Source organism: Acinetobacter sp. D009, from assembly GCF_038562025.1.
GTDB lineage: Bacteria > Pseudomonadota > Gammaproteobacteria > Pseudomonadales > Moraxellaceae > Acinetobacter > Acinetobacter pittii.
In genome coordinates, this window is the sequence record NZ_CP151886.1 from 1,357,805 (window position 1) to 1,384,607 (window position 26,803).

Consider the following 26,803-nt stretch of genomic DNA (forward strand, 5'->3'; position numbering starts at 1 on the left):
TTACTCAGCTTTTTCTCGTGCAATTGCGCGATAGCCAATGTCACTACGATATTGCATACCTGTAAAGGTTACTTGTCCGCATACTTCAAGTGCATTAATTTGTGCTTCAAGCACGCTGTCGCCTAGCGCAGTTACACAAAGAACTCGACCACCAGAAGTCACGATGTGACCATCTTCACGAGTTGCAGTGCCTGCGTGGAAAATTTTAGTATCTTCAGGTGATTGTCCAATACCTGAAATTACATCACCTTTGCGTACGCTATCAGGATAGCCTTCGGCTGCAAGTACGATACCGATTGACTTACGCTCATCCCATTCAGCTTCTTTTGGCAAATTGCCAGCAATACCAGCTTCTACCAATTCAACAAGAGATGACTTTAAGCGCATCATGATTGGCTGAGTTTCAGGATCACCGAAACGACAGTTGAACTCGATCACACGCGGTTGACCTTGTTCATCAATCATTAAGCCAGCATATAAGAAACCAGTGTAGACATGTCCGTCAGCAGCCATACCTTCAACAGTCGGACGCATGATTTCAGTCATAACACGTTCGAAAATGTCAGAAGTTACCACCGGAGCAGGAGAGTAAGCACCCATACCGCCAGTATTAGGACCTTGGTCACCTTCAAAAATACGCTTGTGATCTTGTGAAGTTGCCATTGGTAAAATGTTTTTACCATCAATCATACAAATGAAAGAAGCTTCTTCACCTGCAAGGAACTGTTCAATTACAACACGTGAACCAGCATCACCGAATTTGTTGCCTGCAAGCATGTCATCAATTGCTGCAAAAGCTTCTTCGTTGGTCATTGCAACGATTACACCTTTACCAGCAGCAAGACCGTCTGCCTTAATTACAATTGGTGCACCATTTTTTTCAACATAAGCTTTAGCTGCATCAACTTCCGTAAATACTTCGTAAAAAGCAGTTGGAATGTTATGACGCTTTAAAAAATGTTTAGCAAATGCCTTTGAGCCTTCAAGCTGCGCAGCATATTGAGTTGGTCCCCAAATTTTTAGACCTGCTTCGCGAGCAGCATCTACCACACCATTCACTAAAGGTGCTTCTGGACCAACAATAATAAGTTCAACATTATTTTCTTTAGCAAAAGCGATAATTGCAGGATTGTCTAAAATATCAAGCTGAACATTAACGCATTTGTCTTCAGTTGCAGTTCCCGCATTTCCCGGTGCAACGAAAACTTGAGTAACTTTGGTATCTTGCGCGATTTTCCATGCCAAAGCATGTTCACGACCACCACTACCTAAAACTAAAATATTCATTTTTAATTTGTTCCTTAACTTTAATCCTTTTCATCCCCCTCTATTCCTCAAGGTGGAGTTTAGCTCCATTATTGTGGAAAACCCTCCTGAATGAAAGGAGGGTTAGGGAGGACTAAATTTAAATTAGTGGCGGAAATGGCGCATACCAGTGAACACCATTGCAATACCAGCTTCATCTGCTGCAGCGATTACTTCTTCATCACGCATAGAACCACCTGGTTGAATGATGCATTTAATGCCAGCTTTAGCAGCATTATCAATACCGTCACGGAACGGGAAGAATGCATCAGATGCCATTACAGCACCTTCAACAACCAAACCAGCATGTTCAGCTTTAATGGCAGCAATACGAGCTGAGTTAACGCGACTCATTTGACCTGCACCTACACCAATAGTTTGGCGGTTTTTAGCATAAACAATTGCGTTTGATTTTACGTATTTCGCAACTTTCCAAGCAAAGATAAGATCATCAATTTCTTGCTCAGTTGGCGCACGCTTAGTAACTACTTTAAGATCATCTTTAGTGATCATGCCCAAGTCTTGATCTTGAACAAGTAAGCCACCATTTACGCGTTTATAGTCAAGTTGCGGTGCACGTGCATCAATTGCAGGTAACTCACCACATACTAAAACACGTACATTTTTCTTAGCGCCAGTAACTTCAAGCACGCCATCAGCAATACTTGGAGCAATAATAACTTCAACGAATTGACGCTCTACAATTGCTTGAGCAGTTGCAACGTCTAATTCACGGTTGAATGCAATAATACCGCCAAAAGCAGATTCTGGATCAGTTGCATAAGCTAAATCATAAGCAGCTTTAATGCCGTCTAAAGAAACCGCAACACCACAAGGGTTAGCATGTTTTACGATGACACAAGCAGGTTTTGCGAATGATTTAACACATTCAAGTGCAGCATCTGTATCTGCAATGTTGTTATAAGACAATTCTTTGCCTTGTAACTGTTTTGCAGTAGAAACTGATGCTTCTTTTGCATTAGCTTCGACATAGAAAGCAGCCGATTGATGTGGGTTTTCACCGTAACGTAAATCTTGTGCTTTGTTCAATTGAGTATTGAATGTACGAGGGAATAAGTCAGCTTCACCTTCGGTCTTACCAACGCGAGCGCCTAAGTAAGAAGCGATCATGCCGTCGTATTGAGCTGTATGTTCAAATGCTTTAACTGCTAAATCAAAACGTGTTTCATAAGAAAGTGAACCAGCAGTTTTTAATTCATTAATTACAGTGTCGTAATCAGAAGCATTAACTACAATACCTACTGAAGCATGGTTTTTAGCAGCTGCACGAACCATTGTAGGACCACCGATGTCGATATTTTCGATTGCATCAGGAAGAGTACAGTCAGGTTTTGCAACGGTTGCAGCAAATGGATAAAGGTTTACAACAACAAGATCAATCGGATCGATGTTGTGTTCTTCCATAACTGCTTCATCTAAACCGCGACGAGCAAGAATACCGCCATGAATTTTTGGATGTAATGTCTTAACACGACCATCCATCATTTCAGGGAAGCCAGTATGTTCAGATACTTCTACAACCGCGATATTATTATCTTTAAGCAACTTATATGTGCCGCCTGTAGATAATAGTTCTACCCCTAGAGCTGCAAGGTTTTGAGCAAATTCGACAATTCCTGTCTTATCAGATACAGAAATCAAAGCACGTTTAATAGTCATGATGTTTAATTCAACAATTTCAAGTCTACGGATTAAAACCAATAAGCATAAAAAAATGCCCACGACGTCGTGAGCATTTTATCATTTATTCACTCATTAAACCGTGAGCTTTTAACTTTTTACGTAAAGTGCCACGGTTGAGTCCAAGAATTTCTGCAGCACGCGTTTGATTACCACGTGTATATTCAAGAACTACAGATAAAAGAGGTTTCTCCATTTCTGCTAGCACCATGTCATATACCTGAGATGGTTGCTCACCTTGCAATTGTGCAAAATAATGGCGAACTGCGCGATCCACGTGGATGCGAAGAGCAACATCAGATTGTGCAGTAAAAATAGGAGATTTGCTATTCATGCGAGTTAATCCGAAAATCAAATACTAGCTTGGGTAAAGTAGTATATAAATGTGGTCTAAAAATACGGAGTCCTGTTTTAGATCCTAAAACAGTGACTCTAAAACATAAGAACAATTAGCTTGCCATATTTCTTCGTATTGAATAAAAAATAAGCGTAACAATAATTAAATATTTGTTACAGCCCCCTCAAAAACAAAAAAAGTTAGGCTATGCGCTTAAAGTAGAAAAGCACACATGCTTAACAGTATTTTTTTTGGATTGAGAGCGAGGAGTATATGAGTCAAAGCTTTCGTGGCGCGTATCATACCATTGTCTAGGAAAAAGTGAGCAAATTAACTGCATTTTTTTTTATTTTTTTTTCACTTTTTTTACATTTTAGGGGTGGACAATTTCTAATCGATAATTTACTAGCCTTTTTTTGCTTTTGTTTAGCTCAAATTCGAATCGGAAAGGGGTATTTGATGGAATGCGTTGAATACCCCGTAAGTTTTCAACTAGATATTGTTGAGGAGTTAATATGATTTCCTCTGTTTTGTCTGGCTCTGTTGTAAAAATCAACTTTAGATTAGGAAGCTCAATACTTTTATCATTCTGGTTGAGCAATATGCCTGAGAACTGGGTATGGTTTGCATCAATCTTGCGGACTTTTAACTTTTCTATATAGATAAGTTGATAAAGTTCTGCTGATTTGTTGCAGTGCAGTATTTGGCAAACGTAATTAAAAGCATGGCTAACGGTTGGGCTTGCATGCATGAGCTTAGGGTTAAACCAGAGAATTTGAAAAGTAAAAACTAAAATTAAAATAAGGTTGGCAGAGCTCCAGAGCGTATAGTAAAGCCAACTATGCTTTTTATTATTGTCTTGTTCTTGTGGGGATGCCTGCTCAGCTAAATTAAGGTTTGGTAGAGCATTAATAGGTTCGTTGTGAAAGTAATTTAAGTTGTTGAGATAAGTTAAAAGATCAATATTAGAGTTTTCTACTTTTTGGTCAAAGATATCTAGTACGTGAGAATGCGTCATATATCTTGTCTGCATTGAACCATTGGCTAACGTCGTTGAGTTGACCATAACTGGCTGTTCAATATTGATTAGATGGGTTAAGGCATTAAAGCTTGAATTACATTTAGGGCAACAAACCATACCCTGAGCAACAGTCAATTGAGTAAGAGATACTTTATAAACTGTTAAACACTTAGGGCAGCGGGTTTGTTTTTCATTCATGAGTTAAAAATCTCAATTTATTGTTTTACGTTTTCCTGAAATGCGACACCAGTTTTCTTCGCGCTTTTCGACATCTAATATATCAAAAAAATCAGAATAAACACGTGAAACATCAGCAACTTGCTCTTCAATAACACCAGCAAGTGCGAACTCGCCCTCAGATTTGATTAAATTTGCAAATTCAGGCGCAAGCATCATTAAAGGTCCTGCTAAAATGTTTGCAACTAAAACATCGGCTTGTTTAGGTTTGAATTCTTGATCAAACTCTTCAGGAAGACCTACATATAGTCGATCTAATACACCATTAAGCTCTGCATTTTGTTTCGTTGCTAAAACAGCTTGCGGGTCAATATCTGTGGCATATACTTTTTTAGCACCTAGTAATAAAGCTGCTACGCCTAAAATGCCTGAACCACAGCCATAATCAATCACGATTTTATCTTTAACGTCAGTTTTACCCAGCCATTGTAAGCATAGGAAAGTACTTGCGTGATTACCTGTACCAAATGCAAGACCTGGATCTAACTTAATGTTAGTTGCGTCCGCTTCTGGTGGCTCTAGCCATTCAGGCACGATCCAGAACTTTTCCCCAATCTGAATTGGCTCATAGTAATCCATCCATGCGCGTTCCCACACTTGATCTTCAAGTTCTTCATGACGCATAGGAACATCTGGAAGTTGAGCTTTTAAGAAAGCTTCTAAAGTGTCGACATCAATTGGGTCTTGTTCGTCTTGTTGATAGATGCCTGTCACAATAACTTTATTCCATAAAGGTGTTTCACCCGGTAATGGTTCAAGTAAAGCCTGATCTTCAGCATCATCCAGCGTTACGCTTACCGCACCTAGAGACATTAAAAGTGTTTCTGTGAACTCAACTTGTTCTTGATCAACGGTAATGTGTATTTGTAACCACTTCACGAAAAGGACCTAAAAATTTTATTTAAAGGCGTATTGTAGCGGACTAGACCATTTTAAAAAAGAAAGCGGCCCATCTTTAATGGACCGTCTTTGAAAATACTGATGAGATATAGCGGAAAATAAATGACTTCTTCTATACCTATGTCAAAACAGATTAAGGAGCAGGGGCCTTAAATTGTAACTTGCCATTTTCGTTTGGTTGGCAAGTACCGTTAAAGATTACACCGTTGTGATTGTAAGAAACCCATTCACCTTGCTGTTTTTTTGCACAGACTCGAATTTGTTTTTGCGTTTCGGCTTTGCTCGTGTCAGCAGCATGGGTAAAAGTTACGCCTGAAAAACAAATTAGAGATGCAGTTAAGATTTTTAACATGGTCGTTTTCATTTTGTATTCCTTCTCTTTGCGTTAATTTTAAAGTCATAGAAGTGCTGTACATTTTTTATTCTAAGATGAATTAATTTTAAAAACATTCACTTTGTATTGAATTCATGAAACAAAATGTCAAATCATGTGGCATAGCGTAAATTATGTGAAGACAATTTTGTAATTATGTACATCAATAAGCAGATAATTTTGCTATAATGTTCCGTCTTTTTTTTCTGGTGTTTTTGTACTCATGCACTATCCTAAAGTTTATGATGTTATCGTTATCGGTGGCGGTCACGCAGGTACGGAAGCGGCCCTTGCTGCTGCGCGTATGGGACGACAGACTTTGCTTTTGACCCATAACATTGAGACTTTGGGCCAAATGAGTTGTAACCCAGCAATTGGTGGTATTGGTAAGTCTCACCTAGTCCGTGAAATTGATGCACTTGGCGGTGCAATGGCTCTGGCTGCCGATAAAGGTGGTATTCAGTTCCGTATTTTAAATTCGCGTAAAGGTGCAGCTGTGCGTGCAACACGTGCTCAAGCTGACCGCGTGCGCTATAAAGCTGCTATCCGTGATACTTTGGAAAATCAAGCAAATCTTGACATTTTCCAGCAAGCAGCTGATGACCTGATTGTTGAAGGCGATACCGTTAAAGGTGTTGTTACCCAAATGGGTATTCGCTTTGATGCGAAAACTGTTGTGTTGACTACAGGTACATTCTTGGGTGGTGTAATCCACGTTGGTTTAGAAAAATCAAGCGGTGGTCGTGCGGGAGATCCTCCTTCTATTGCACTTGCTCAACGTTTACGTGAATTAAAATTACCAGTAGGACGTTTAAAAACTGGTACTCCACCGCGTATTGATGCACGTTCAGTTGATTTTTCAGTCATGATTCCGCAGCCGGGTGATTTCCCATCTCCAGTGATGTCATTCATGGGTGATGCTTCTATGCACCCTGAACAAGTAAACTGTTATATCACGCATACAAATGAAAAAACCCACGATATCATTCGTGGTGGTTTAGATCGCTCACCAATGTACACTGGTGTTATTGAAGGTGTAGGTCCGCGTTACTGTCCATCAATCGAAGATAAAATTCATCGTTTCGCTGATAAAGACTCACATCAAGTATTCTTAGAGCCAGAAGGTCTAGATACACACGAGCTTTATCCAAACGGTATTTCAACTTCTTTACCGTTTGATGTTCAGTTCGAGCTTGTACGTTCAATCCGTGGTATGGAAAATGCCCATATCTTACGTCCAGGCTATGCAATTGAATATGACTATTTCAACCCGCAAGCTTTGAAATTTACACTTGAAACTAAAGCGATTAATGGCTTGTACTTTGCTGGTCAAATTAATGGTACAACAGGTTACGAAGAAGCTGGTGCCCAAGGTTTACTTGCAGGTTTAAATGCTGCGCGTCGTGCGTGGGAGCAAGAAGAATGGACGCCTAAACGTGACCAAGCTTACATGGGTGTGTTGGTTGATGACCTCATCACGTTAGGTACTAAAGAACCGTACCGTATGTTTACCTCACGTGCTGAATATCGTTTGATGTTACGTGAAGATAACGCGGATCAGCGCTTAACTTCTATTGGTCGTGAACTTGGTTTGGTTGATGATGTACGTTGGGCTGCTTATTGCGAGAAAATGGAAGCTGTTGAGCGTGAAACCTCTCGTTTACAACATTTATGGGCAGCACCAAATAACCCTATGGGTAAAAAATTCGTTGAAATGACGGGTGCTGATTTGAGTAAGGAATGTAGTGCGATTGATTTGCTTAAACGTCCTAATATCACCTTCGGTCAAATTGCTGAACTTACTGGTTCTGAAGTTTCAGAACAAGTGGGTGAGCAAATTGAAATTGCTGTGAAATATGAAGGTTACATTAACCGTCAGCATGAAGATGTTGCTCAATTAAAGCGTCTTGAAGAAACCAAAATTCCTGCCGATTTTGACTATGATGTCGTGTCTGGTTTATCACGCGAAATCACGCAGAAGTTAAAAACAGTGCTTCCAGAAACTTTAGCTCAAGCAAGCCGTATTCCTGGTGTTACACCAGCAGCAGTTCAGCTTGTGATGATCACAATTCGTAAGAACAATATGATTAAGAAAACAGCTTAATCATTTAAATGTAGAAAAAGCCCAGTTAAGACTGGGCTTTTTTATTTTCTGTTCAAAAAATATATGGAAACTTCCTAAGGAAGAAAAGAGATTTCGCTTCCTTTTTTTCTTATTTCACATATTTAAAGCCGCCAGTTATATTGAATTCACGTTCAAACAAGAGGGCTTTAACCATGACAATGAAATCAATTCGCTACAATGGATATGAAATGGCATGCCAATACTCATGTTCAAAATAGCGCAAAAGAAAGAGCAGATCAGTTTTGGTGGGGGAGAACACATTGATCTGAAAACAAGTAAAAATATAAGAACAATATAAAATTAAGAAAATTATAATTCAAAATCTAAAGAGAACCTTATGGTTCTCTTTTTTATATCTATTTATTCTCAGTTTCAATTTCTCGCACAGCATTATGTACTTGTACTGGTTCAATATGCAGTAATTTCTTACCAAAACTACGTAGCCACCATACTAGTTGAGATGTAAAAGGTACAGTCGCTGAAACTTCTACAATATTTTCTTCAAGCGGAGTAATCGTTTGGTCTTTACTCAACTGACTTTCATAAAAGGTTTTCGCAGTTTGCTCTGTCATGGTTAAGGTGAGCTGAATTGATTCAGTTGGTTGGTTATAGTCCACTCTAAAGCCTAAAGCCCCTGAATCAATATAATGATCAATATCAAAATTAACTGGATGCAGTGCTCGGCTGTCTAATACTTTTGCTGATTTAAAACGGTGCAGGGCAAATGTTTGCACTTCAGTTTTGTCATGTCGTGTGCAAATTAAATAAATGACTGCACCTTTTTGTACCAAAGCCAAAGGATTTAAAACATAAGTTCTGTCTTCACCCTGATTGACCCTTGCCCGATAAACACATTCTATTTGCTTGTCTTGGAGTAAGCCTTCATAAATTGCTTGTTGAGCATTTCGGTCAACTACAGGCGGAATTAACGGTTGGCTTGCTGGAACAATACGTACACGGTTAATCCACTGTCTCACATTATTTTGTGTAGAAAGGCTACGTTTGGCCAAATCGAACCATGGTCCCATCTCATCAAGCAGGCTCGGAGGAAGGAGGTGTTTAAGGTGCTCCTCAACCATCATAAAGGTTACCGCTTGAGAACTTGTCATGTGAGGTAAGCTTTGAATAGGTGCATCTGATTGCCACCGCCAGCCTTGAGGTACGGCTTTATTGCTCTCTATCGGAAAACGCTGAGCAATTTGATTTAAGTCACGCTGAATAGTCCTTAAACTAATATCAATACCTTCACGCTCAAGCATTTCTTGCAATTCTCGAGTCCCGATCCATTTGCCGGTCGGTAGGCGAGACAAGATCTGCCATTGGCGATATAAACTATTCGAAGTTTCTTTTTCTATTACAGACATAAGCGTAATGCATCTATAGCCAATTGCTTTGGTGTCAACACAATAAAAAAACTTTACAGATTTAGCAAGTTTGTCAGATTCAGTTTATAGCCCATTGGGCAAACGATGATAAGATTTAGAAGAAAGTTATAACAATGATGCCGTACAAGTATTACAGATATATAAGTGGCACTGAAATTGCTTATTTAAAAATGAAATATAGATAAATGATAAGACGAGGTGGTTATGTCAGAACAAGAGCATGAATTACATCTAGATAATGATTTTTTTATACAAGAGCAGACAACAACAGCACTCATTAACCCAACCTCTTTTTTAGAACATATTTCTGTGCAAACCAATCTCTTTGAGCAACTAAAATCACAGTTCTTTAATGAGATGCTTGATGATGTAACGTCAAATGGTGCAGCTTCTAAAAAAATTGAACAATGGTTGAGCATCCGTACTTTAGATGAGTTAAAAGAGCTAAATGCTCAGGCGAAGCAGCATTTTCTTTATCATGGGATTACCTTTAATGTTTATGGCGATAAAGAAGGAACAGAGCGCACTATTCCTTTTGATTTAATTCCAAGAGTAATCGAGAAAAAACAATGGGAAAAAATTGCCTCAGGCTGTGCACAGCGTGTTAAAGCATTAAATTATTTCCTAGATGATATTTATCATGGACAACATATTTTAAAAGAACAAATCATTCCCGAAGAACAAATTATGGGAAATGATGCTTTCCAGCCCCATATGCTTAAACATTCTTTAAAAGGAAAAATTTATTCACAAATTAGTGGGATCGATATTATCCGTGATGGTGAAGGGGAGTTTTTTGTATTAGAAGATAATTTGAGAACACCTTCTGGGGTGTCTTATATGATTGAGAGCCGAAATATTAGCCAGAAATTAATGCCTGAGCTATGTACAGCCAATAATTTACAGGGGATTGAGCATTATCCAAAACTTTTAAAAGAAATATTGCAAGAAAATTCTTCTGCAGATCAACCCTTTATTGTGGTGCTAACACCAGGGCGTTTTAACAGTGCTTATTATGAGCACGCTTTTCTAGCGCGTGAAATGGATGTGCCATTAGTTACAAATCGGGATTTATTTGTAGAAAATGATCAAGTATTTGTCAAAACTATTCGTGGGCGTCAAAAAGTAGACGTAATTTACCGCCGTTTAGATGATGACTTTCTAGACCCTTTAGCATTTCGACCAGACAGTGCTTTAGGTGTAGCAGGTCTTATGTCTGCTTATTTACAAAAAAATGTCGTGATTGCAAATGCACCTGGAACGGGTGTGGCTGATGATAAATCTATCTATCCTTATGTAGATCAAATGATTCAATATTATTTAGATGAAACACCAATTCTAAAAAATGTACCCACTTATCAGTGCCGTAAAGAAGAACACTTAGACTATGTACTCTCTAATCTTGATCAATTAGTCGTTAAGGAGGCACAAGGTTCGGGCGGATATGGCATGTTGATTGGACCTAAAGCAAGCTCATGCGAAATTGATGACTTTAGAAAAAAATTGATTGCGATGCCTCATATGTATATTGCGCAGCCTACCTTAGCTTTATCTGTCGCTCCAACTTTAACAACAGGCGGAGTAGCGGAACGTCATATTGATTTGCGTCCATTTGTGTTGAGCTCACCTTATCGTACAGAGATTGTACCTGGTGGTTTAACACGCGTAGCTATGCAAGCTGGCTCTTTGGTCGTAAATTCATCTCAAGGTGGCGGTATAAAAGATACATGGGTTGTTGAAACATTACATTCCTGATTGTGGGTTAAAGAGGAACTTTATGGTTTTACTCAATTCGAGTGCGCATCAAATATATTGGTTGGGTCGATATTTGATGCGAGTTAAATTTGCAGCCTCTCATTTACCCTTTACAGAAGATGAGAAAGCAACAAGATTCGCAGCAGCATTTGGTTTGTTCATAGAAAATGCTGAATTACTAAATCACTATATGTTAGACAAGAAGCAAACATTTTCATTACTGAACCAGCTCATTATTGCTAAAGATAATATTCAGGAACTAAGAGGTATTTTGTCATCACATGCTTATGCAGAATTAAATAATGTGATTAATACGCTTCAAGCTCAACCTGATGCATTGAGTAAAGCAGTCGAACAATGCACACAAATACTAGAAGCGGAACATGAAGATGTTCGTTTATTTTTGCATTTAGGCCAAAAAATAGAGCAATTTGATATAGAACTGCGTTTTGGAGAAGATTTATCTGTTCTCATATCAGAGCTAGATACTGTGGTGCAACGGCTCGCTAATTTGAATTGGGAAAATATAGATGAAAATTGGCAAGCACTAAAGCAGCAACTTACGTGGGGTGCTTACTATACTTTTACACAGCAGTTGGAAAATATATTTGAGGGCTGATTATGAAATTGATGGTTAATCATCAAACGCATTATAGCTATACTGAAACTGCTCGGAACAGCATTCAGTATATTAAAATGATGCCTCAAACATCGCCTCACCAACATGTTATGAATTGGGCAATTAGCGTGCCGGGTGATAAAACAATAAAGAGAGATATATTTAACAATGTATGGATGACGGCTAGTCAGCGCTATCCATACCAGCATCTTACATTTATGGCCCAAGGAATTGTTGAGCTTCAAAATGTAGAACTAGGTTGTATAAATCTCTCTACACCTACAAATTTGTTTTTGCAGATGACAGGTGCAACTCGATGTGATTCGGAAATGTTGGACTTTGCCAAAAATATTGTAGTGGTCAAGGACCGACAGCATATTGCGTTATTAAGCGAATATATCTTGCAAAAAATACTGTATCAGCCTGAAAGTACTTCGGTTCAGACAACTGCGATCGAAGCATTTCATGCAGGTCAAGGTGTATGCCAAGATCATGCTCACATTTTAATTGCGATGTGTCGTGCGCTACAATTACCTGCACGTTATGTCTCTGGTTATCTATTTGATCAAAACTATCCGCACCTGGCCAGTCACGCTTGGGCGGAGGTATTTTTAGAAAATCAGTGGTATTGTTTTGATGTAAGCAATCAGTTGTTTACACCCAAACATCACATCTACCTTGCAGTAGGACGTGACTATCTCGATGTGGCACCTATTCGTGGCGTAAGAGAGCAAGGTGGAGTTGAGAACATGATGTCTGTGGTTCAAGTGTTGGCATGTTGAATGTAAAGAGAATGAAATGACCTATTGTTGTGCGTTAAGATTGGAACAAGGTTTGGTGTTTATTAGTGACACAAGAACCAATGCAGGAGTTGACCATATTTCTGTGTTCCGAAAACTGCATACTTTCGGCGTTACCGGAGAACGTTTTATTGCCTTGCAAACTGCAGGTAACTTAGCAACAACGCAAGCTGTTATTGGTCATTTACAAAATGCTCTGACTTTGCAGCAAGAGCCTAATCTATATAGTGTTAATACGATGTTTGAGGCGGCTGAACTAATTGGTAAAACCTTAAAAACTGTTTTAGAGGATATTAGTTCGGACACTCAAGAACAAATGAATTATGCCTGTAGTATTTTGGTGGGTGGGCAGATTAAGGGTGGTGACATGCAACTTTATAATGTCTATCCACAAGGCAATTTCATTTGCGCAACTACAGATACACCTTATTTTCAAATAGGTGAGAGTAAATATGGGAAGCCTATTCTGGATCGAGCTTTATATTATGCAATGCCACTAGACGATGCATTACGTTGTAGCCTGATTTCTTTTGATTCGACTTTGCGTTCAAATGTTTCTGTTGGCTTACCACTTGATGCATTGGTCTACATTAAAGATAGCTTTGTTATCCCCATGGGAAAACGAATAACCGAAGATGATCCTTATTTCTCACAGATTAGTAAACAATGGTCAGATACTCTTCGTCGGGGATTACAAGAAATGCCAAAACCTACAGATGATTACTGGCGATAAATTTTGAATGTTTAAATAAAAAAATCCAAGCATGCTTGGATTTTTTTATATTTTATTATTTAAGTACTTTTACGAGTGGGGCGATTGCTTAATCGACAGAGTAATTCATATCCTATCGTTCCGTTTGCATCCGCAACATCATCAACTAAGCGATGTGGACCCCAGAGTTCAACTGCAGTGCCTAATTTTACTTGCATGCCTGTCACGTCGATTGCAATCATATCCATGCTTACTCGTCCTACAACCGCACAGTGTTGTTTATCGATAGCGACATAGTTCGGTTTAATATAAGCTCGTGGATAACCATCACCGTAACCTATAGAAACAATCGCGATATCCATTGCTTGAGTGGCACAGAAAGTTGATCCATAACCGACATGTTCATTAGTTTGAATATGGTTGAGTGCAATCACTTCTGCTGAAAAAGTCATCACTGGTTTCAAGTCCAGATCATGAACTGTTTGATCTGCAAAAGGCGAGGCGCCGTAAAGCATGATACCCGGACGAACATAATCAAAATGTAACTCTGGCCATTTATAAATAGCAGCAGAGTTACAGCAAGAAGCTAAAACTGGATCACAAGCTTGTTTAACTTGTAGAAATTGTTGTTTTTGTTGCTCGTTAAGTGGATGGTCTACATCTGCATTTGCGAAATGCATCGCAAGTACACAAGTAAATCCTTCAGATTTTAAAGTCTTAATAACTTCAATAATTTCTGGGTTTTTAAAACCTAACCGGTTCATCCCGCTATTAAGTTTAACCCAGACTTTTAAACCTTGGTTGATGTACGCTTGTTTGTGTTGAATCAACCATTCAAACTGTTGTTGATGGTGAATGACACATTCAAATTTTTGTTTAATTGCAATTGGCATTTCATCTTCAGAAAATACCCCTTCAATTAAAGTAACAGGTTGTTGAAATCCGAGTTCACGGATTTCCAAACCTTCTTGTAGGCAGGCGACACCAAAGGCATCTGATGCATTTAAGGCTGCTAAACAGTCTTTGATTCCATGTCCATAAGCATTGGCTTTTACCATACTTACAATTTTTGAATTTGTTGCGAGTTGTTTGACGCGGTTTAAGTTATATTGAAGTGCATTGCGGTCAATATAAACTGTTGCTTGGCGCACCCTCATTTACTCCTTTGGGCTAGAGATAGAGCTTATTCTTCATCATCATATTGGCTGTAATACTCAGGAGAGAGATTACTAAATCGAGTATATTGACCTTCAAAAGCAAGACGAACTGAACCAATTGGACCGTTACGCTGCTTACCAATAATAATTTCTGCAGTGCCGGCTTCTTTTGACTCTTTGTTATAAACCTCATCACGGTAAATAAACATAATTAAGTCGGCATCCTGCTCGATCGCACCGGATTCACGTAAGTCGGACATTACAGGGCGTTTATTTGGACGGTTTTCCAGACTTCGGTTAAGCTGGGAAAGTGCGATAACAGGACATTGCATCTCTTTCGCCAATGCTTTTAAGCTACGAGAAATTTCCGAAATCTCGCCTACACGGTTATCACCCATGCCCGGAACTTTCATGAGCTGCAAGTAATCGACCATGATACAACCGATTTTACCATCATGCATTTTGGCAACACGACGAGCACGAGCACGAAGTTCAGTTGGAGGTAGGGCAGATGAGTCATCAATATACAAATGCATTTGTTGAAGCTGCAAAATTGTACCAGTCACCTTGGTCCATTCATCTGCATCAAGGTTACCAGAGCGTAAATGTCCTTGATGGACTTTACCCATTGCGGAAATAAGACGCATCGCAATCGAGTCTGCTGGCATCTCCATTGAAAAGACCAGAGCAGGTAACTTGTTATATTGCAAAACACTCTCAACCAGATTCATGGCAAAAGTAGTTTTACCCATCGATGGACGTGCAGCAACAATAATTAAGTCACCAGGTTGCATACCAGATGTTTTATTATCAAGTTCTAAGAAGCCAGTCGTTAAACCTGTAATATTGCCATCTAATTTTGAAAGTTCATCAAGCTTACTAATTACGTCGGCGGTAACAGAACTAATAGATTTAGGACCAGCATCTTTTTTATTGTTATTGTGCTGTTCTGCTAATGAGAAAATACTTGTTTCAGCTAAGTCTAAAATTTCACTAACACCGCGGCCTTTCGTGTCATAAGCATTTTGTAAAATTTCAGTACTAACTTTAATCATGCTACGAAGCGTAGAAAACTCTTTAATTTTAGTAGCATAGGTTTCTAAGTTATAGAAACTTGAAGGTGAGTCAGCCATAAGCTGCATTAAGTATTCTTCGCCACCAATAGCATCAAGTAAATTTTGTTTTAAGAGCCAGTCACTTACTAAGACAGCATCATAGGGTGAGTTTTCTTGTGCTAATTTCTCGATTGCACGAAAAATATATTTATGGCGAGTCGCGTAAAAATCATTTTCTTTGAGTACATCGTTAACTTGTTCGAAAGATTCGGCAACTGTCATCAGGGCAGCTAGCACAGCTTGTTCAATAGCTAAATTGTGTGGTGGAGTGCGAAACTCTTTAAGTTGGCCTGATTCACTCGTTTTATTTTCTGTTGGAGATGAAAGCGCTAAAGAAGTGGCATTCGCCTGAGACATAATTAGACCTGATGATAAAGAAAGGTGTACACAAAGAGGCTGTAAAGCCGAGAACTATCTTAAAACAAAATTAAATAAACTACCTAATTAAAAAACCAATTAAACTGAAGAACTGATCAGGAATTAATATATCTTATTTTAAAATTTGAAACATAAAAAAAGAGCATGCAGAAGCATGCTCTTTTTTTTGATGAGAAATTACTCAGATACGATAGTAACGAGAACTTCTGCAACAACATCATGGTGCAATTGGATTGCGATGTTGAATTCACCAGTGTGACGAAGCGCGCCATTTGGTAAACGAACTTCTGCACGGTCAACTGTAAGACCAGCATTCGTTAATGCGTCAGCGATGTCACGAGTACCGATAGAACCGAAGAGTTTACCTTCGTCACCAGCTTTAGCAGTGATAACGATGTTAACTTCATTCAATTGTTCAGCACGTGCTTGAGCAGCAGCTAAAACTTCAGCTTCTTGCTTCTCAAGTTCAGCACGACGAGCTTCAAAAGCAGCAGTGTTAGCTTCAGTAGCTGCAACTGCTTTACCTTGAGGGATAAGGAAGTTACGGCCGTAACCAGCTTTAACTGATACTTTATCGCCTAATTTACCAAGGTTCTTAATGCGTTGTAATAAGATAACGTCCACAGATCACCTCACTTATGGTTGTCAGTGTACGGAATCAAAGACAAATAGCGAGCTTGTTTGATAGCAAGTGCTAATTGACGTTGATAACGAGCTTTAGTACCAGTGATACGGCTAGGAACAATCTTGCCGTTTTCAGTGATGTACTGTTTTAAAGTGTCGATATCTTTGTAGTCGATGTACGCAACATTCTCAGCTGTAAAGCGGCAGAACTTGCGACGACGGTAAAAACGTGCCATTGATGTTCTCCTTATTCAGCTTCTTGAGCAACTTGCTGTGCTTCTTCGCGTTGAGCTTTACGCGCACGCTTTTCTTCAGCACTCTTAGCAAGCAATGACTCTTCAGTGATTGCGTGTTCACGACGGATGATAAGGTTACGAATGATCGCGTCGTTATAACGGAATAATTCTTCTAACTCATCAAGCGTAGTTTGACCACATTCAACATTCATAAGAATGTAGTGCGCTTTGTGAATTTTGTTAATTGGGTAAGCCAATTGACGACGGCCCCAATCTTCTAAACGGTGAATTTGACCTTCAGCTTCTTTGATCTGAGAGATATAGCGTTCAACCATACCTACAACTTGATCGCTTTGGTCTGGGTGTACCAAAAGTACGATTTCGTAATGACGCATTGTCAGCTCCTTACGGTTTAAACAGCCCCTAATAAAAAAATTAGAAGCAAGGAGTCATAACTTAATAAGTTATGTCGCAAAAATTGCGAAGGCTGAATTATAGGTAAAAGTTCGACTAAAAACAAATCTTTTGATCAGAAAAGTAAAACTTCTTTGCTATAAAGAGGAAATCCTCTCTTGTTTAAAAGAGAGGAAGATTTGGAGCAGGGGATTGATAGGTAAAGCTAAAGCTCAAACTTAACAGGGTAATTAATATGACCGAGTACAGGAAAAAACGTTTAGCCCACAATTGATCATTTTCGGCTTTAAACCCAATAACTGATAAATATAACCAATATGCAGTCAAAGCATTAAAGGTAATTAAAAAGAATACATTGGTATAGCCAAAACAATATAACCCATTCAAAACAGCTGCAAATAATAGGATATATATTACACATTCAATTTTCGTACGATAAATAGAACGTGCTACAGGCAAAATTGGAATTCCCGCATTTTTGTAATCATCAAAACGATAAATTGCAATTGCCCAAGAGTGAGGCATTTGCCATAAAGCGTATGCTAAAAACAAAAGCAAGGCTGCCACATCAAATTGATGAGTTACTGCTGTATAACCAATAACAGGAGGGCTCGCTCCGGAGATACTACCAATGACGGTTTGATGGATTGAAGTACGTTTGGTCCACAAGCTATAAAAACCGACATAGACAATAAAACCAATCATTGCAAACAAAAATGCATAACCATTTACACCGAACCACAAAATGCTAAAACCAATTACACCAAGCACTAATGCATATATCAGCGCAACAGTAGGAGAGATTGTTTTTGTAACAAGTGCACGGTTTTGAGTGCGCTGCATCTTTGTATCAATATCTTGATCTATAACATTATTAACCACACAACCAGAAGCCACAACTAAAGTTGTTCCAAGTAGGGTGAGAAGTAATAATAAGATGTCTATAGAGCCTTGGGCGGCTAAGAAAAAGCCGCCCAAGGTGGTAATGAAATTACCGAAGAGAATTCCTGGTTTAGTCAGGAATAGATATTTTCTCAACATGACAATCAGTTTAGATCATCATATTGTAGTGAAGGTAATTCATAATCCACACAGAACCGATTAAAAGTACGGCGATACATAGGATTGTGTAGATGAATGCAATCATATTCCAACGTTGTTCAGATGATGTATTCATGTGTAGGAAGTACACAAGTTGTACAAGAACCTGAGCAACCGCAGTGATTGCAATCACTGTAACTAAAAGACCACGACTGAAACCACCCGCCATCACCATCCCGAAAGGGATGATAGTGAGGATAACAGAAAGGATAAATCCAACAGTGTATTGCTTAAAGTTACCGTGTGACGCACCAGCAGCATTATGCTCATGACTACTCATTAGAGAACTCCCAGTAAGTAAACGACGCTGAATACACAGATCCAAACGATGTCAAGGAAGTGCCAGAACAAGCTTAAGCAAGCAAGACGACGTGTATTCGGTAAAGTCAAACCTTTAGTTTTAATTTGATACATTAATACAAGCATCCACACTAAACCAGAAGTTACGTGGATACCGTGTGTACCAACCAAAGTAAAGAACGATGATAAGAATGCACTGTGAGTTGGACCGTGGCCTTCATGTACAAGGTGATGGAATTCATAGACTTCCATTCCAATGAACGATGCACCAAAAAGGAATGTAATAAATAACCAAGTGATAACTTGATTTACATTCTTTTTATAAGATGCAAGTACAGCAAAACCAAAGGTTACCGATGAAATCAATAAGGCAAATGTTTCAGTTAACACGAAGCCTAATGAGTCATGGAATAGGTCATATGCGCTTGGAGTGCCTGCTGGAACATGACTGCTTAATACAGCGAACGCAATGAAGAGTGATCCGAAAAGAATCAAGTCACTCATCAAGTATGTCCAGAAACCAAAAACCGTTAAGTCGGTATCATCATGTTCATGATGACCGTCATGGCCGTGGTTGTCGTGATGAAGTACTTCAGCCATTTCCTTAGTCCTTCTTCAAGTGTTTTTCAAGTAAAGCATAGCGTTCGTTTTCAATACGCTCAACTTCAGCAGCAGGAACGTAGTAGTCAACATTCTTAGTGAATGAGCTTACGATCAAGCTAACAACAGCTGCAACGAATGAAACAACAACGAGCCACCAAATATGCCAGATGAGTGCAAAGCCAAGAAGAGTAATGAACATTGCAATGACAAAACCAGCAGCACGATCAGTCGGCATGTGGATGTCTTCATATTTAGTGTTACGTGCGTATGCTACACCATTTTCTTTGTCAGTCCAGAAACGGTCGATACCGCTTGCATCTGGTTCATGCGCAAAGTTATAGAACGGAGCAGGGGAAGAGGTCGCCCATTCAAGCGTACGAGCATCCCATGGATCGCCAGTAAGGTCCATGTTGTCTTTACGTTGTAAGAAACCAACGATGATTTGCATTAAGAAACATGCAATACCAATTGCAACAAGAACAGCACCAAATAATGCAATCGCAAGGTACGGATCCCATTCAGGGTTGTCATATGTATTCAAACGACGAGTCATACCCATGAAACCAAGGATATAAAGTGGCATGAATGCAAAATAGAAACCGAAGAACCAGAACCAGAACGCAGCTTTACCCCATGCTTCGTTGAGCTTCCAACCAAACATTTTTGGCCAGTAGTAAATGATGCCGGCAAACATACCAAACACCACACCACCAATAATTACGTTATGGAAGTGAGCGATCAAGAATAATGAGTTGTGTACTAAGAAGTCCGCAGGTGGAACCGCCATAAGTACACCAGTTAAACCACCGATACCGAATGTTACAAGGAAGCCAAGCGTCCATAACATTGGAGTAGTAAAGGTGATGCGACCTTTATACATGGTGAATAACCAAGAGAAGATTTTCACACCAGTAGGAATCGCAATAACCATGGTCATGATACCGAAGAACGCGTTAACGTTCGCACCAGCACCCATGGTGAAGAAGTGGTGAAGCCATACAACGAACGCAAGAACAGTAATCGCGATAGTTGCATACACCATAGACTTGTAACCGAACAACGCTTTACGAGAGAAGGTTGCAACGATTTCTGAGTATAGACCAAATGCTGGTAATACCAAGATATATACTTCAGGGTGACCCCATGTCCAGATCAAGTTCACATAAAGCATTGGGCTACCGCCAAGCTCATTTGTGAAGAAATGGAAGCCGAAGTAACGGTCAAGAGTAAGCATTGCAAGAGTACCTGTTAATACAGGGAATGATGCAATGATTAATACAGCCGTACAAAGTGAAGTCCATGTGAAAATAGGCATGTCCATTAATTTCATGCCAGGCGCACGCATTTTGATGATGGTAACGAAGAAGTTAACACCAGATAAAAGCGTACCTAGACCAGAAACCTGAAGTGCCCAGATATAGTAATCGACACCTACACCAGGAGAATATTGAATGCCAGATAGAGGAGGGTAAGCCATCCAACCAGTCGCAGCAAATTCACCTAATACAAGTGAAAGCATCATTAAACCAGCAGCACCAGCGAATAACCAGAAGCTTAAAGAGTTCAATAATGGGAAAGCAACGTCGCGAGCACCAATCTGTAAAGGTACAGAGATGTTCATCATACCTACAACGAGACCCATTGCTACGAAGAAGATCATGATTACACCGTGTGCGGTGAAGATCTGGTCATAGTGGTCAGGATGTAGATAACCTTCGCCGCCGCCTTTAGCGAGGAAAAGTTGTAAACGCATCATGATCGCATCGGCGAAACCACGCAGAAGCATGACAACAGATACGATGATATACATGATACCAATCTTTTTATGGTCTACCGTAATAAACCACTCATTCCACAAATATCCCCATTTTTTGAAATAGGTGATACCGCCAAGCACTGCAATTGCACCAATTGCCATAAGGACCATGGTGACAAGTACGATTGGCTCTGTCGGGATAGAGTCCCAACCCAGTTTACCAAAAATCATATCCATGTCTTATTCCCCTTGAGCAGCGTGTTCAGCTGCAGCATGAGTGTCAGCTGTTGCGTGTTCAGCAGAGTGGTCAACACCATGATAGTTACTCATATAGTGGTTGATAATTGTTTCAAACAATTTAGGCTCAACAGTAGAGTAATAAGTCACAGGGTGTGGCTTAGTCGGGAACGGTTTCATAGCTTCAGCTTCAGCAACTGCTTTTTCATCACCAGCAGCTTTAGCACGATTTACTAAATGCTCGATCTGATGCTTAGAACGGTTACCATCACGTAAGGTTGCCAATTCAGCTTGGTCAAGCGTAGTTTTTTGAACTGCTTCTGGGTTAATGGTTGAACCATTACCTGCTTTAACCGCTGCTACCCATTCGTTGAATTGTTGCTCTGTAACACTATGCGCCTTGAAACGCATTTGAGAGAAACCGTAACCTGAGTAGTTAGAAGAGAAACCACGATATACACCAGTTTCATTTGCTAACAAATGAAGGTGAGTTTGCATACCTGCCATTGCATAAATCTGGCCGCCTAACTGTGGAATGAAGAATGAGTTCATTGTAAAGTTAGAAGTGATTTTAAAGCTTAACGGAGTTTTTTCAGGGAAACGTACTTCGTTAACTGTTGCAATGTTTTGTTCAGGATAAATAAAGATCCACTTAAACTGTTCAGCAATAACTTGAATAGTTAAAGGTGCTTTATCTGATTCTAAAGGACGGTATGGGTCATACTTGTGGGAACCCCACCAAGTTAACCAAGCTAAAATACCAATAATAATGACAGGGATACCCCATACTACAACTTCAATTGCAGTTGAGTGTGCCCATGTAGGTTTATAGTCTGCATCTTTATTTGACGCGCGATATTTCCAACCAAACCATAATGCCATGATGATTGAAGGAATCACCACAAGTAACATTAAATAGATCGCAGTCATCATAAGGTCACTTTGACCTTGACCAACTGGACCTTTAGAGTTTAGAAGTACCATATCACCACCACACCCAGTCAAAAGTGCGGCAAGCGTTGATAAAGACAATACAGCTAAAATCGTTTGTCTCATTTTACAACCTCGGTGAAGAGTCCCATTCCCTAATTAAATATGGGATAGCGATTAAAGTGTCGCATGATTGAGAACGCTAATCCTTAAATTTAGACTTCTCAATTATATGACACCGCTACGTTGTAGGGCATTATGCCTCATATCGACAAACTAAGCTATACATAAAGTAGGCTGAAATAATTGTTTTAAAACCCGATTTTTTTTGTAGGGTATCTAATTTCAATAGAGCTTTTATTTAAATATCAACTCACTATAGAAAAAAGGAGGCAGGGTGCCTCCTCTTTTTTTAGACATTAAATGAATGAGTCATTCACTATCATTTGATCACTTTTGTTCTTGCAATTTTGTCATGTAAAGCTTGTCGCTTTTGTCCTAATGCAAAAGCATAGTCAATAATTGTACTGATCGGCATAAACAGTAAGTTTAATATGATAAAAACAATACTTCTTAATAAGAAGATGCGAGTTAAATTAACCTTGCTATTGTCCTCAGAATCTACAATTTTAATTCCAACGATTTTCTTACCTATACTCTGACCAAACTTTGTTAAAAGAACGGCTTGAATTGCAAGCATAATTACGACGTAAAGAAGCATTGAATGCCAAGCTTCTATTGGAATTAAAGTAAAAAGTTGCTGTTGCAATTCTGCAGCTTTAGTCGATGCGACTTCGGCAGATTGCATCTGTTTTTGTAACTCGAATAATTGCTTATATTGAGCTTCATTAAAGAAAAAAGAAGGAATTGCAGCGATTGGTAACCAAAGCAATAAATCAATAATTTTTGCTAAAGCCCGAGCCGGAATAGACGCAAGTTCATGAACTTTAGGTTCTACACGAATTTGACGAATAGTTTCATTAGTTGATGTATTCGTATTTATTGTAGGTACAGAATAACCGATAGGTTGATATACAAGTTTACCTTGGGTTAATTCTCCTAAAGCTTTCCATTCTGTCATGCCTTCATGCCAAGCTAAATCAGTTAACAAAATTTGTTGGCTAGCCAACATTTGATTTACTTGTTCTAAAGTATAAGGCCCAGCTTGTTGATTATTACGTGCCAAGTAAATTTGCATAAATAAAAATTCTCTATTCTAAAGATGAAAAAAGACCCACGGATGGGCCTTTTTTTATAACATATTAGATTTGCTTGATTTTTTCTTCAGCAAGGAAGAACCATGTATCTAAAACTGAATCTGGGTTAAGAGAGACAGATTCAATACCTTGTTCCATTAACCATTTTGCAAGATCTGGATGGTCTGAAGGACCTTGACCACAGATACCTACATATTTACCTGCTTTACGGCAGGCATGGATTGCCATTGAAAGAAGAGCTTTAACAGCTGCATCACGTTCATCAAATAAGTGTGAAACAATACCTGAGTCACGGTCAAGACCTAACGTTAACTGTGTTAAGTCATTAGAACCAATAGAGAAACCATCGAAGTGCTCTAAGAATTGTTCAGCTAACAGGGCGTTAGTTGGTAATTCACACATCATGATTACTTTTAAGCCATTCTCGCCACGTTTCAAGCCATTTTGTGCAAGTAATTCAATAACGCGTTTCGCTTCAGATACTGTACGTACAAAAGGAATCATGATTTGAATATTGGTGAGACCCATTTCATCACGAACTTTCTTAAGTGCGCGGCATTCTAATTCGAAACAATCACGGAAGTTATCAGATACATAACGACTTGCACCACGGAAACCGAGCATTGGATTTTCTTCTTCAGGCTCGTATAACTTACCACCAATTAAGTTTGCGTATTCATTTGACTTGAAGTCAGACATACGAACAATAACTGGCTTGTCACCAAATGCAGCAGCAAGAGTCGCAATACCTTCAACCAATTTTTCAACATAGAAATCTACAGGTGATGCATAACCCGCTGTACGAGTTAAAACCGCAGCACGAGTTTCACGAGGTAGGCTGTCAATGTTGAGTAGGGCTTTAGGATGCACACCGATCATACGGTTAATGATGAACTCAAGACGAGCAAGGCCAATACCTTCGTTTGGAATTTGAGCAAAGTCAAATGCACGGTCAGGGTTACCTACGTTCATCATAATTTTGAACGAAAGCTTAGGCATAGATTCAATTGAGTTGCGTTGAACTTCGAAATCTAATGCGCCTTCGTAAATGAAACCTGTATCACCTTCAGCACAAGAAACAGTTACTTCTTGACCATCGGTTAATACTTCTGTTGCGTTACCACAACCAACAATCGCTGGTACACCAAGTTCACGTGCAATAATTGCTGCGTGACATGTACGACCACCACGGTTAGTGATAATTGCAGCAGCACGTTTCATTACCGGTTCCCAGTCAGGATCGGTCATATCTGATACAAGAACGTCGCCTTCTTGAACTTTGTCCATTTCTTTAATTGAGTTAACAATACGGACTTTACCAGAACCAATACGTTGACCAATTGAACGACCTTCACAAAGAACAGTACCTCTTTGTTTGAGAAGGTAGCGTTCCATAGTGCCTACATTCTGGCGGCTTTTTACAGTTTCAGGGCGAGCTTGAACAATATAAATTTGACCGTCATCACCATCTTTTGCCCATTCGATGTCCATTGGCGCACCGTAATGCTGCTCAATGATAAGCGCTTGTTTAGCTAACTCTTGTAACTCATGGTCATTTAAAGCGAATTGTTGGCGATCTTGTTTTTCAACATCAACAACAACAACAGATTTACCCGCAGAACCTTCTTCACCATAAATCATTTTTTGGTGTTTAGAGCCAAGGTTACGACGTAAAACAGAATGTCTTCCTGCATTTAATAATGGTTTAGATAAGTAAAACTCATCTGGGTTAACGGCACCTTGTACAACCATTTCACCTAAACCGTAAGAGGCAGTGATAAATACAACATCACGGAAACCAGATTCTGTATCAAGTGTAAACATTACACCCGCAGCGCCAGTTTCAGAACGAACCATACGCTGAACACCCGCTGAAAGTGCAACGATGTCATGATCAAAACCTTGGTGTACACGGTAAGAAATTGCACGGTCATTATATAAAGAAGCAAATACTTCTTTAATCGCAATAAGTACGTTATCAATACCGCGAATATTCAGGAAAGTTTCTTGTTGACCCGCGAAAGAAGCATCTGGTAAATCTTCAGCAGTTGCAGATGAACGAACGGCAACCGCGATATCAGGGTTGCCGTTAGAAAGTGCTGTAAAAGCGGCGCGGATTTCTTGTTCTAAGGTTGCAGTGAGTGGAGTCTCTACAATCCATTGACGAATTTTTGCGCCTGTTTCTGCAAGAGCATTTACGTCATCGACGTTGAGTTGAGCAAGTTCTGCTTGAATTCGAGCGTTAAGACCACTTTGGTCTAAGAACTCACGATAGGCAGCAGCAGTAGTTGCAAAGCCACCAGGTACCGATACACCAGCATTTGATAAATGGCTGATCATTTCACCCAAAGATGAGTTTTTCCCACCTACGAGTTCGACATCGTGTTTCCCTAATTTTTCTAGACCGATTACGCGCGCTTCCAAAGTTTTCACTCCACTTTTGCAGTATTAATGTCTATCTTGGCATGAAATTATAAAAATAAAGTGCTTAGTTGAGAATTATACTAAGCGACAGTCATGTAAGATCAGTTTACTATAAAGATTATATAGCACTAAGACAAATGTTTAAGGAGAATTTTAATGTCAGAAAGTAAACAATTTAAGCGGAGTGTTTTTTTTATTTCTGATGGAACTGCAATTACTGCCGAGACTCTTGGACATTCGTTATTAGCACAATTTCCCAATGTAGATTTTGATATTCACATCATGCCGTATATTACAACTGAAGAGGCGGCAATGGATGTGGTGGTTGAGATTAATCGATGCCAAACCAAAGACGGTTGCCTACCTTTAGTATTTGATACTTTAGTCGATCCGCATGTGCGAGAGATTATTAATACGGCTAAAGCGGTTAATCTGGATGTGTTTGAAGGTTTAATTAGTAAACTTGAACAAGAGCTTGGAACACCACCAACAACATTGGTCGGGCAGACTCATGCGGTAACCGATTCTGAATATTATAAAGCCCGTATCGATGCTGTTCATTTTGCGCTTGATAATGATGATGGGGCACGTACTCGTCATTACGATAAAGCGGATTTAATCTTAATTGGAGTTTCCCGTTCGGGTAAAACACCGACTTCTATTTACTTATCTCTTCAATTCGGTATTCGCGTTGCAAACTATCCATTAACTGAAGAAGATTTAGATGATAACCGATTACCAGCAGTATTAAGAGCTCATCGTAATAAGTTATTTGGTTTGATGATTGATGCTGAGCGTTTGGTCGCAATTCGTAGTGAACGTAAAGCGAATAGCCGTTATGCAAGTTTTAGCCAATGCCAAATGGAGCTAAGAGCAATTGAAGGGATTTATATTTCAGAAGGCATTAAATATTTAAATGTGACCGAAATGTCGATTGAAGAGATTTCAACTCGTATTTTGCAAATGACGGGATTAAAACGTCGTATTGGTTAATTTAATCAATTGTTTATTTTAACCATTCAATTTTTGTATATTAATTTA

The 26,803-nt window shown here is 39.3% G+C and carries 25 protein-coding genes; 6 read left to right on the forward strand and 19 right to left on the reverse strand.

Annotation, left to right across the window (positions count from 1 at the left end):
• The 6 genes from purD to AAC388_RS06360 form a co-directional block, all read right to left on the reverse strand.
• The gene (gene purD, locus AAC388_RS06335) at window positions 1-1,287 is read right to left on the reverse strand and encodes a phosphoribosylamine--glycine ligase (RefSeq protein WP_002119643.1); all 1,287 of its coding nucleotides are present in this window, start codon (window positions 1,285-1,287) and stop codon (window positions 1-3) included.
• Window positions 1,288-1,410: 123 nt separating this feature from the next.
• A complete protein-coding gene (gene purH, locus AAC388_RS06340; protein WP_025465553.1) occupies window positions 1,411-2,985 on the reverse strand; it encodes a bifunctional phosphoribosylaminoimidazolecarboxamide formyltransferase/IMP cyclohydrolase in 1,575 nt (524 codons plus the stop codon).
• An 85-nt stretch (window positions 2,986-3,070) separates the two neighbouring features.
• A complete protein-coding gene (fis, locus tag AAC388_RS06345) occupies window positions 3,071-3,340 on the reverse strand; it encodes a DNA-binding transcriptional regulator Fis (RefSeq protein ID WP_001086304.1) in 270 nt (89 codons plus the stop codon).
• Between the two features lie 376 nt (window positions 3,341-3,716).
• Complete coding sequence (locus tag AAC388_RS06350; protein ID WP_206232065.1) at window positions 3,717-4,562, reverse strand: zinc-ribbon and DUF3426 domain-containing protein; 846 nt, start codon at window positions 4,560-4,562, stop codon at window positions 3,717-3,719.
• Between the two features lie 12 nt (window positions 4,563-4,574).
• The gene (gene prmA, locus AAC388_RS06355; protein ID WP_017480823.1) at window positions 4,575-5,480 is read right to left on the reverse strand and encodes a 50S ribosomal protein L11 methyltransferase; all 906 of its coding nucleotides are present in this window, start codon (window positions 5,478-5,480) and stop codon (window positions 4,575-4,577) included.
• A gap of 154 nt (window positions 5,481-5,634) precedes the next feature.
• Window positions 5,635-5,865: a hypothetical protein gene (locus AAC388_RS06360; protein WP_060464676.1), complete on the reverse strand. Its 231-nt coding sequence runs from the start codon at window positions 5,863-5,865 to the stop codon at window positions 5,635-5,637.
• Between the two features lie 232 nt (window positions 5,866-6,097).
• On the opposite strand from AAC388_RS06360, the gene mnmG reads away from it, so the two are divergent.
• The gene (gene mnmG / locus AAC388_RS06365) at window positions 6,098-7,978 is read left to right on the forward strand and encodes a tRNA uridine-5-carboxymethylaminomethyl(34) synthesis enzyme MnmG (protein WP_017385460.1); all 1,881 of its coding nucleotides are present in this window, start codon (window positions 6,098-6,100) and stop codon (window positions 7,976-7,978) included.
• A 377-nt stretch (window positions 7,979-8,355) separates the two neighbouring features.
• On the opposite strand, the gene AAC388_RS06370 is transcribed toward mnmG, so the two are convergent.
• Window positions 8,356-9,363 carry a WYL domain-containing protein gene (locus AAC388_RS06370; RefSeq protein ID WP_002119763.1) on the reverse strand — a complete coding sequence of 336 codons (1,008 nt, stop codon included), beginning with the start codon at window positions 9,361-9,363 and terminating at the stop codon, window positions 8,356-8,358.
• A 225-nt stretch (window positions 9,364-9,588) separates the two neighbouring features.
• On the opposite strand from AAC388_RS06370, the gene AAC388_RS06375 reads away from it, so the two are divergent.
• From AAC388_RS06375 to AAC388_RS06390, 4 genes are read left to right on the forward strand one after another with little or no spacing between them, the layout of a single operon-like run.
• Window positions 9,589-11,139 (forward strand): circularly permuted type 2 ATP-grasp protein, encoded by a 1,551-nt coding sequence (locus AAC388_RS06375; RefSeq protein ID WP_108011081.1) that lies wholly within the window; start codon window positions 9,589-9,591, stop codon window positions 11,137-11,139.
• A 22-nt stretch (window positions 11,140-11,161) separates the two neighbouring features.
• A complete protein-coding gene (locus AAC388_RS06380; protein WP_108011079.1) occupies window positions 11,162-11,758 on the forward strand; it encodes an alpha-E domain-containing protein in 597 nt (198 codons plus the stop codon).
• 2 nt (window positions 11,759-11,760) lie between these two features.
• Window positions 11,761-12,540 carry a transglutaminase family protein gene (locus AAC388_RS06385; RefSeq protein WP_068529865.1) on the forward strand — a complete coding sequence of 260 codons (780 nt, stop codon included), beginning with the start codon at window positions 11,761-11,763 and terminating at the stop codon, window positions 12,538-12,540.
• A 16-nt stretch (window positions 12,541-12,556) separates the two neighbouring features.
• On the forward strand, window positions 12,557-13,291 hold the full coding sequence (locus AAC388_RS06390; RefSeq protein WP_002119721.1) for a proteasome-type protease: 735 nt from the start codon (window positions 12,557-12,559) through the stop codon (window positions 13,289-13,291).
• A 59-nt stretch (window positions 13,292-13,350) separates the two neighbouring features.
• Here AAC388_RS06390 and alr read toward each other — a convergent pair whose 3' ends face one another.
• The 12 genes from alr to ppsA form a co-directional block, all read right to left on the reverse strand.
• On the reverse strand, window positions 13,351-14,421 hold the full coding sequence (gene alr / locus AAC388_RS06395) for an alanine racemase (protein WP_342371348.1): 1,071 nt from the start codon (window positions 14,419-14,421) through the stop codon (window positions 13,351-13,353).
• Window positions 14,422-14,453: 32 nt separating this feature from the next.
• The gene (dnaB, locus tag AAC388_RS06400) at window positions 14,454-15,899 is read right to left on the reverse strand and encodes a replicative DNA helicase (protein ID WP_002119718.1); all 1,446 of its coding nucleotides are present in this window, start codon (window positions 15,897-15,899) and stop codon (window positions 14,454-14,456) included.
• A 198-nt stretch (window positions 15,900-16,097) separates the two neighbouring features.
• Window positions 16,098-16,544, reverse strand: a complete 447-nt coding sequence (rplI, locus tag AAC388_RS06405) for a 50S ribosomal protein L9 (protein WP_000382591.1) — start codon at window positions 16,542-16,544, stop codon at window positions 16,098-16,100.
• An 8-nt stretch (window positions 16,545-16,552) separates the two neighbouring features.
• The gene (rpsR, locus tag AAC388_RS06410; protein WP_000090661.1) at window positions 16,553-16,780 is read right to left on the reverse strand and encodes a 30S ribosomal protein S18; all 228 of its coding nucleotides are present in this window, start codon (window positions 16,778-16,780) and stop codon (window positions 16,553-16,555) included.
• An 11-nt stretch (window positions 16,781-16,791) separates the two neighbouring features.
• Window positions 16,792-17,175, reverse strand: a complete 384-nt coding sequence (gene rpsF / locus AAC388_RS06415) for a 30S ribosomal protein S6 (protein ID WP_002119610.1) — start codon at window positions 17,173-17,175, stop codon at window positions 16,792-16,794.
• A 181-nt stretch (window positions 17,176-17,356) separates the two neighbouring features.
• Window positions 17,357-18,235, reverse strand: coding sequence for a heme o synthase (cyoE, locus tag AAC388_RS06420; protein WP_342371349.1), 879 nt, complete (start codon window positions 18,233-18,235; stop codon window positions 17,357-17,359).
• 10 nt (window positions 18,236-18,245) lie between these two features.
• Window positions 18,246-18,575, reverse strand: a complete 330-nt coding sequence (locus tag AAC388_RS06425) for a cytochrome o ubiquinol oxidase subunit IV (protein WP_000094534.1) — start codon at window positions 18,573-18,575, stop codon at window positions 18,246-18,248.
• Window positions 18,575-19,195, reverse strand: a complete 621-nt coding sequence (cyoC, locus tag AAC388_RS06430; protein WP_002119759.1) for a cytochrome o ubiquinol oxidase subunit III — start codon at window positions 19,193-19,195, stop codon at window positions 18,575-18,577. Before cyoC ends, AAC388_RS06425 begins: the two co-directional genes overlap by 1 nt.
• Window positions 19,196-19,199: 4 nt before the next feature.
• On the reverse strand, window positions 19,200-21,191 hold the full coding sequence (gene cyoB / locus AAC388_RS06435) for a cytochrome o ubiquinol oxidase subunit I (protein WP_005068497.1): 1,992 nt from the start codon (window positions 21,189-21,191) through the stop codon (window positions 19,200-19,202).
• Between the two features lie 3 nt (window positions 21,192-21,194).
• Window positions 21,195-22,247, reverse strand: a complete 1,053-nt coding sequence (gene cyoA, locus AAC388_RS06440) for a ubiquinol oxidase subunit II (RefSeq protein ID WP_002119579.1) — start codon at window positions 22,245-22,247, stop codon at window positions 21,195-21,197.
• A 316-nt stretch (window positions 22,248-22,563) separates the two neighbouring features.
• Window positions 22,564-23,319: an RDD family protein gene (locus AAC388_RS06445; protein WP_063099170.1), complete on the reverse strand. Its 756-nt coding sequence runs from the start codon at window positions 23,317-23,319 to the stop codon at window positions 22,564-22,566.
• 64 nt (window positions 23,320-23,383) lie between these two features.
• On the reverse strand, window positions 23,384-25,771 hold the full coding sequence (ppsA, locus tag AAC388_RS06450) for a phosphoenolpyruvate synthase (protein ID WP_005803576.1): 2,388 nt from the start codon (window positions 25,769-25,771) through the stop codon (window positions 23,384-23,386).
• Window positions 25,772-25,918: 147 nt separating this feature from the next.
• Here ppsA and AAC388_RS06455 point away from each other — a divergent pair, with 147 nt between their 5' ends.
• The gene (locus tag AAC388_RS06455) at window positions 25,919-26,755 is read left to right on the forward strand and encodes a pyruvate, water dikinase regulatory protein (protein ID WP_016145814.1); all 837 of its coding nucleotides are present in this window, start codon (window positions 25,919-25,921) and stop codon (window positions 26,753-26,755) included.
• The last annotated feature ends 48 nt before the right edge of the window (window positions 26,756-26,803 follow it).

What these genes read in the sequence shown, in the direction of transcription:
- dnaB (WP_002119718.1), bottom strand. Translation starts at nt 15,899, where the DNA reads ATGTCTCAGGCGAATGCCACTTCTTTAGCGCTTTCATCTCCAACAGAA.
- cyoB (WP_005068497.1), bottom strand. Translation starts at nt 21,191, where the DNA reads ATGGATATGATTTTTGGTAAACTGGGTTGGGACTCTATCCCGACAGAG.
- purH (WP_025465553.1), bottom strand. Translation starts at nt 2,985, where the DNA reads ATGACTATTAAACGTGCTTTGATTTCTGTATCTGATAAGACAGGAATT.
- AAC388_RS06455 (WP_016145814.1), top strand. Translation starts at nt 25,919, where the DNA reads ATGTCAGAAAGTAAACAATTTAAGCGGAGTGTTTTTTTTATTTCTGAT.
- AAC388_RS06380 (WP_108011079.1), top strand. Translation starts at nt 11,162, where the DNA reads ATGGTTTTACTCAATTCGAGTGCGCATCAAATATATTGGTTGGGTCGA.
- cyoA (WP_002119579.1), bottom strand. Translation starts at nt 22,247, where the DNA reads ATGAGACAAACGATTTTAGCTGTATTGTCTTTATCAACGCTTGCCGCA.
- AAC388_RS06445 (WP_063099170.1), bottom strand. Translation starts at nt 23,319, where the DNA reads ATGCAAATTTACTTGGCACGTAATAATCAACAAGCTGGGCCTTATACT.
- AAC388_RS06390 (WP_002119721.1), top strand. Translation starts at nt 12,557, where the DNA reads ATGACCTATTGTTGTGCGTTAAGATTGGAACAAGGTTTGGTGTTTATT.
- cyoC (WP_002119759.1), bottom strand. Translation starts at nt 19,195, where the DNA reads ATGGCTGAAGTACTTCATCACGACAACCACGGCCATGACGGTCATCAT.
- AAC388_RS06350 (WP_206232065.1), bottom strand. Translation starts at nt 4,562, where the DNA reads ATGAATGAAAAACAAACCCGCTGCCCTAAGTGTTTAACAGTTTATAAA.
- AAC388_RS06360 (WP_060464676.1), bottom strand. Translation starts at nt 5,865, where the DNA reads ATGAAAACGACCATGTTAAAAATCTTAACTGCATCTCTAATTTGTTTT.
- mnmG (WP_017385460.1), top strand. Translation starts at nt 6,098, where the DNA reads ATGCACTATCCTAAAGTTTATGATGTTATCGTTATCGGTGGCGGTCAC.
- AAC388_RS06425 (WP_000094534.1), bottom strand. Translation starts at nt 18,575, where the DNA reads ATGAGTAGTCATGAGCATAATGCTGCTGGTGCGTCACACGGTAACTTT.
- rpsR (WP_000090661.1), bottom strand. Translation starts at nt 16,780, where the DNA reads ATGGCACGTTTTTACCGTCGTCGCAAGTTCTGCCGCTTTACAGCTGAG.
- AAC388_RS06370 (WP_002119763.1), bottom strand. Translation starts at nt 9,363, where the DNA reads ATGTCTGTAATAGAAAAAGAAACTTCGAATAGTTTATATCGCCAATGG.
- AAC388_RS06385 (WP_068529865.1), top strand. Translation starts at nt 11,761, where the DNA reads ATGAAATTGATGGTTAATCATCAAACGCATTATAGCTATACTGAAACT.
- fis (WP_001086304.1), bottom strand. Translation starts at nt 3,340, where the DNA reads ATGAATAGCAAATCTCCTATTTTTACTGCACAATCTGATGTTGCTCTT.
- purD (WP_002119643.1), bottom strand. Translation starts at nt 1,287, where the DNA reads ATGAATATTTTAGTTTTAGGTAGTGGTGGTCGTGAACATGCTTTGGCA.
- cyoE (WP_342371349.1), bottom strand. Translation starts at nt 18,235, where the DNA reads ATGTTGAGAAAATATCTATTCCTGACTAAACCAGGAATTCTCTTCGGT.
- AAC388_RS06375 (WP_108011081.1), top strand. Translation starts at nt 9,589, where the DNA reads ATGTCAGAACAAGAGCATGAATTACATCTAGATAATGATTTTTTTATA.
- rpsF (WP_002119610.1), bottom strand. Translation starts at nt 17,175, where the DNA reads ATGCGTCATTACGAAATCGTACTTTTGGTACACCCAGACCAAAGCGAT.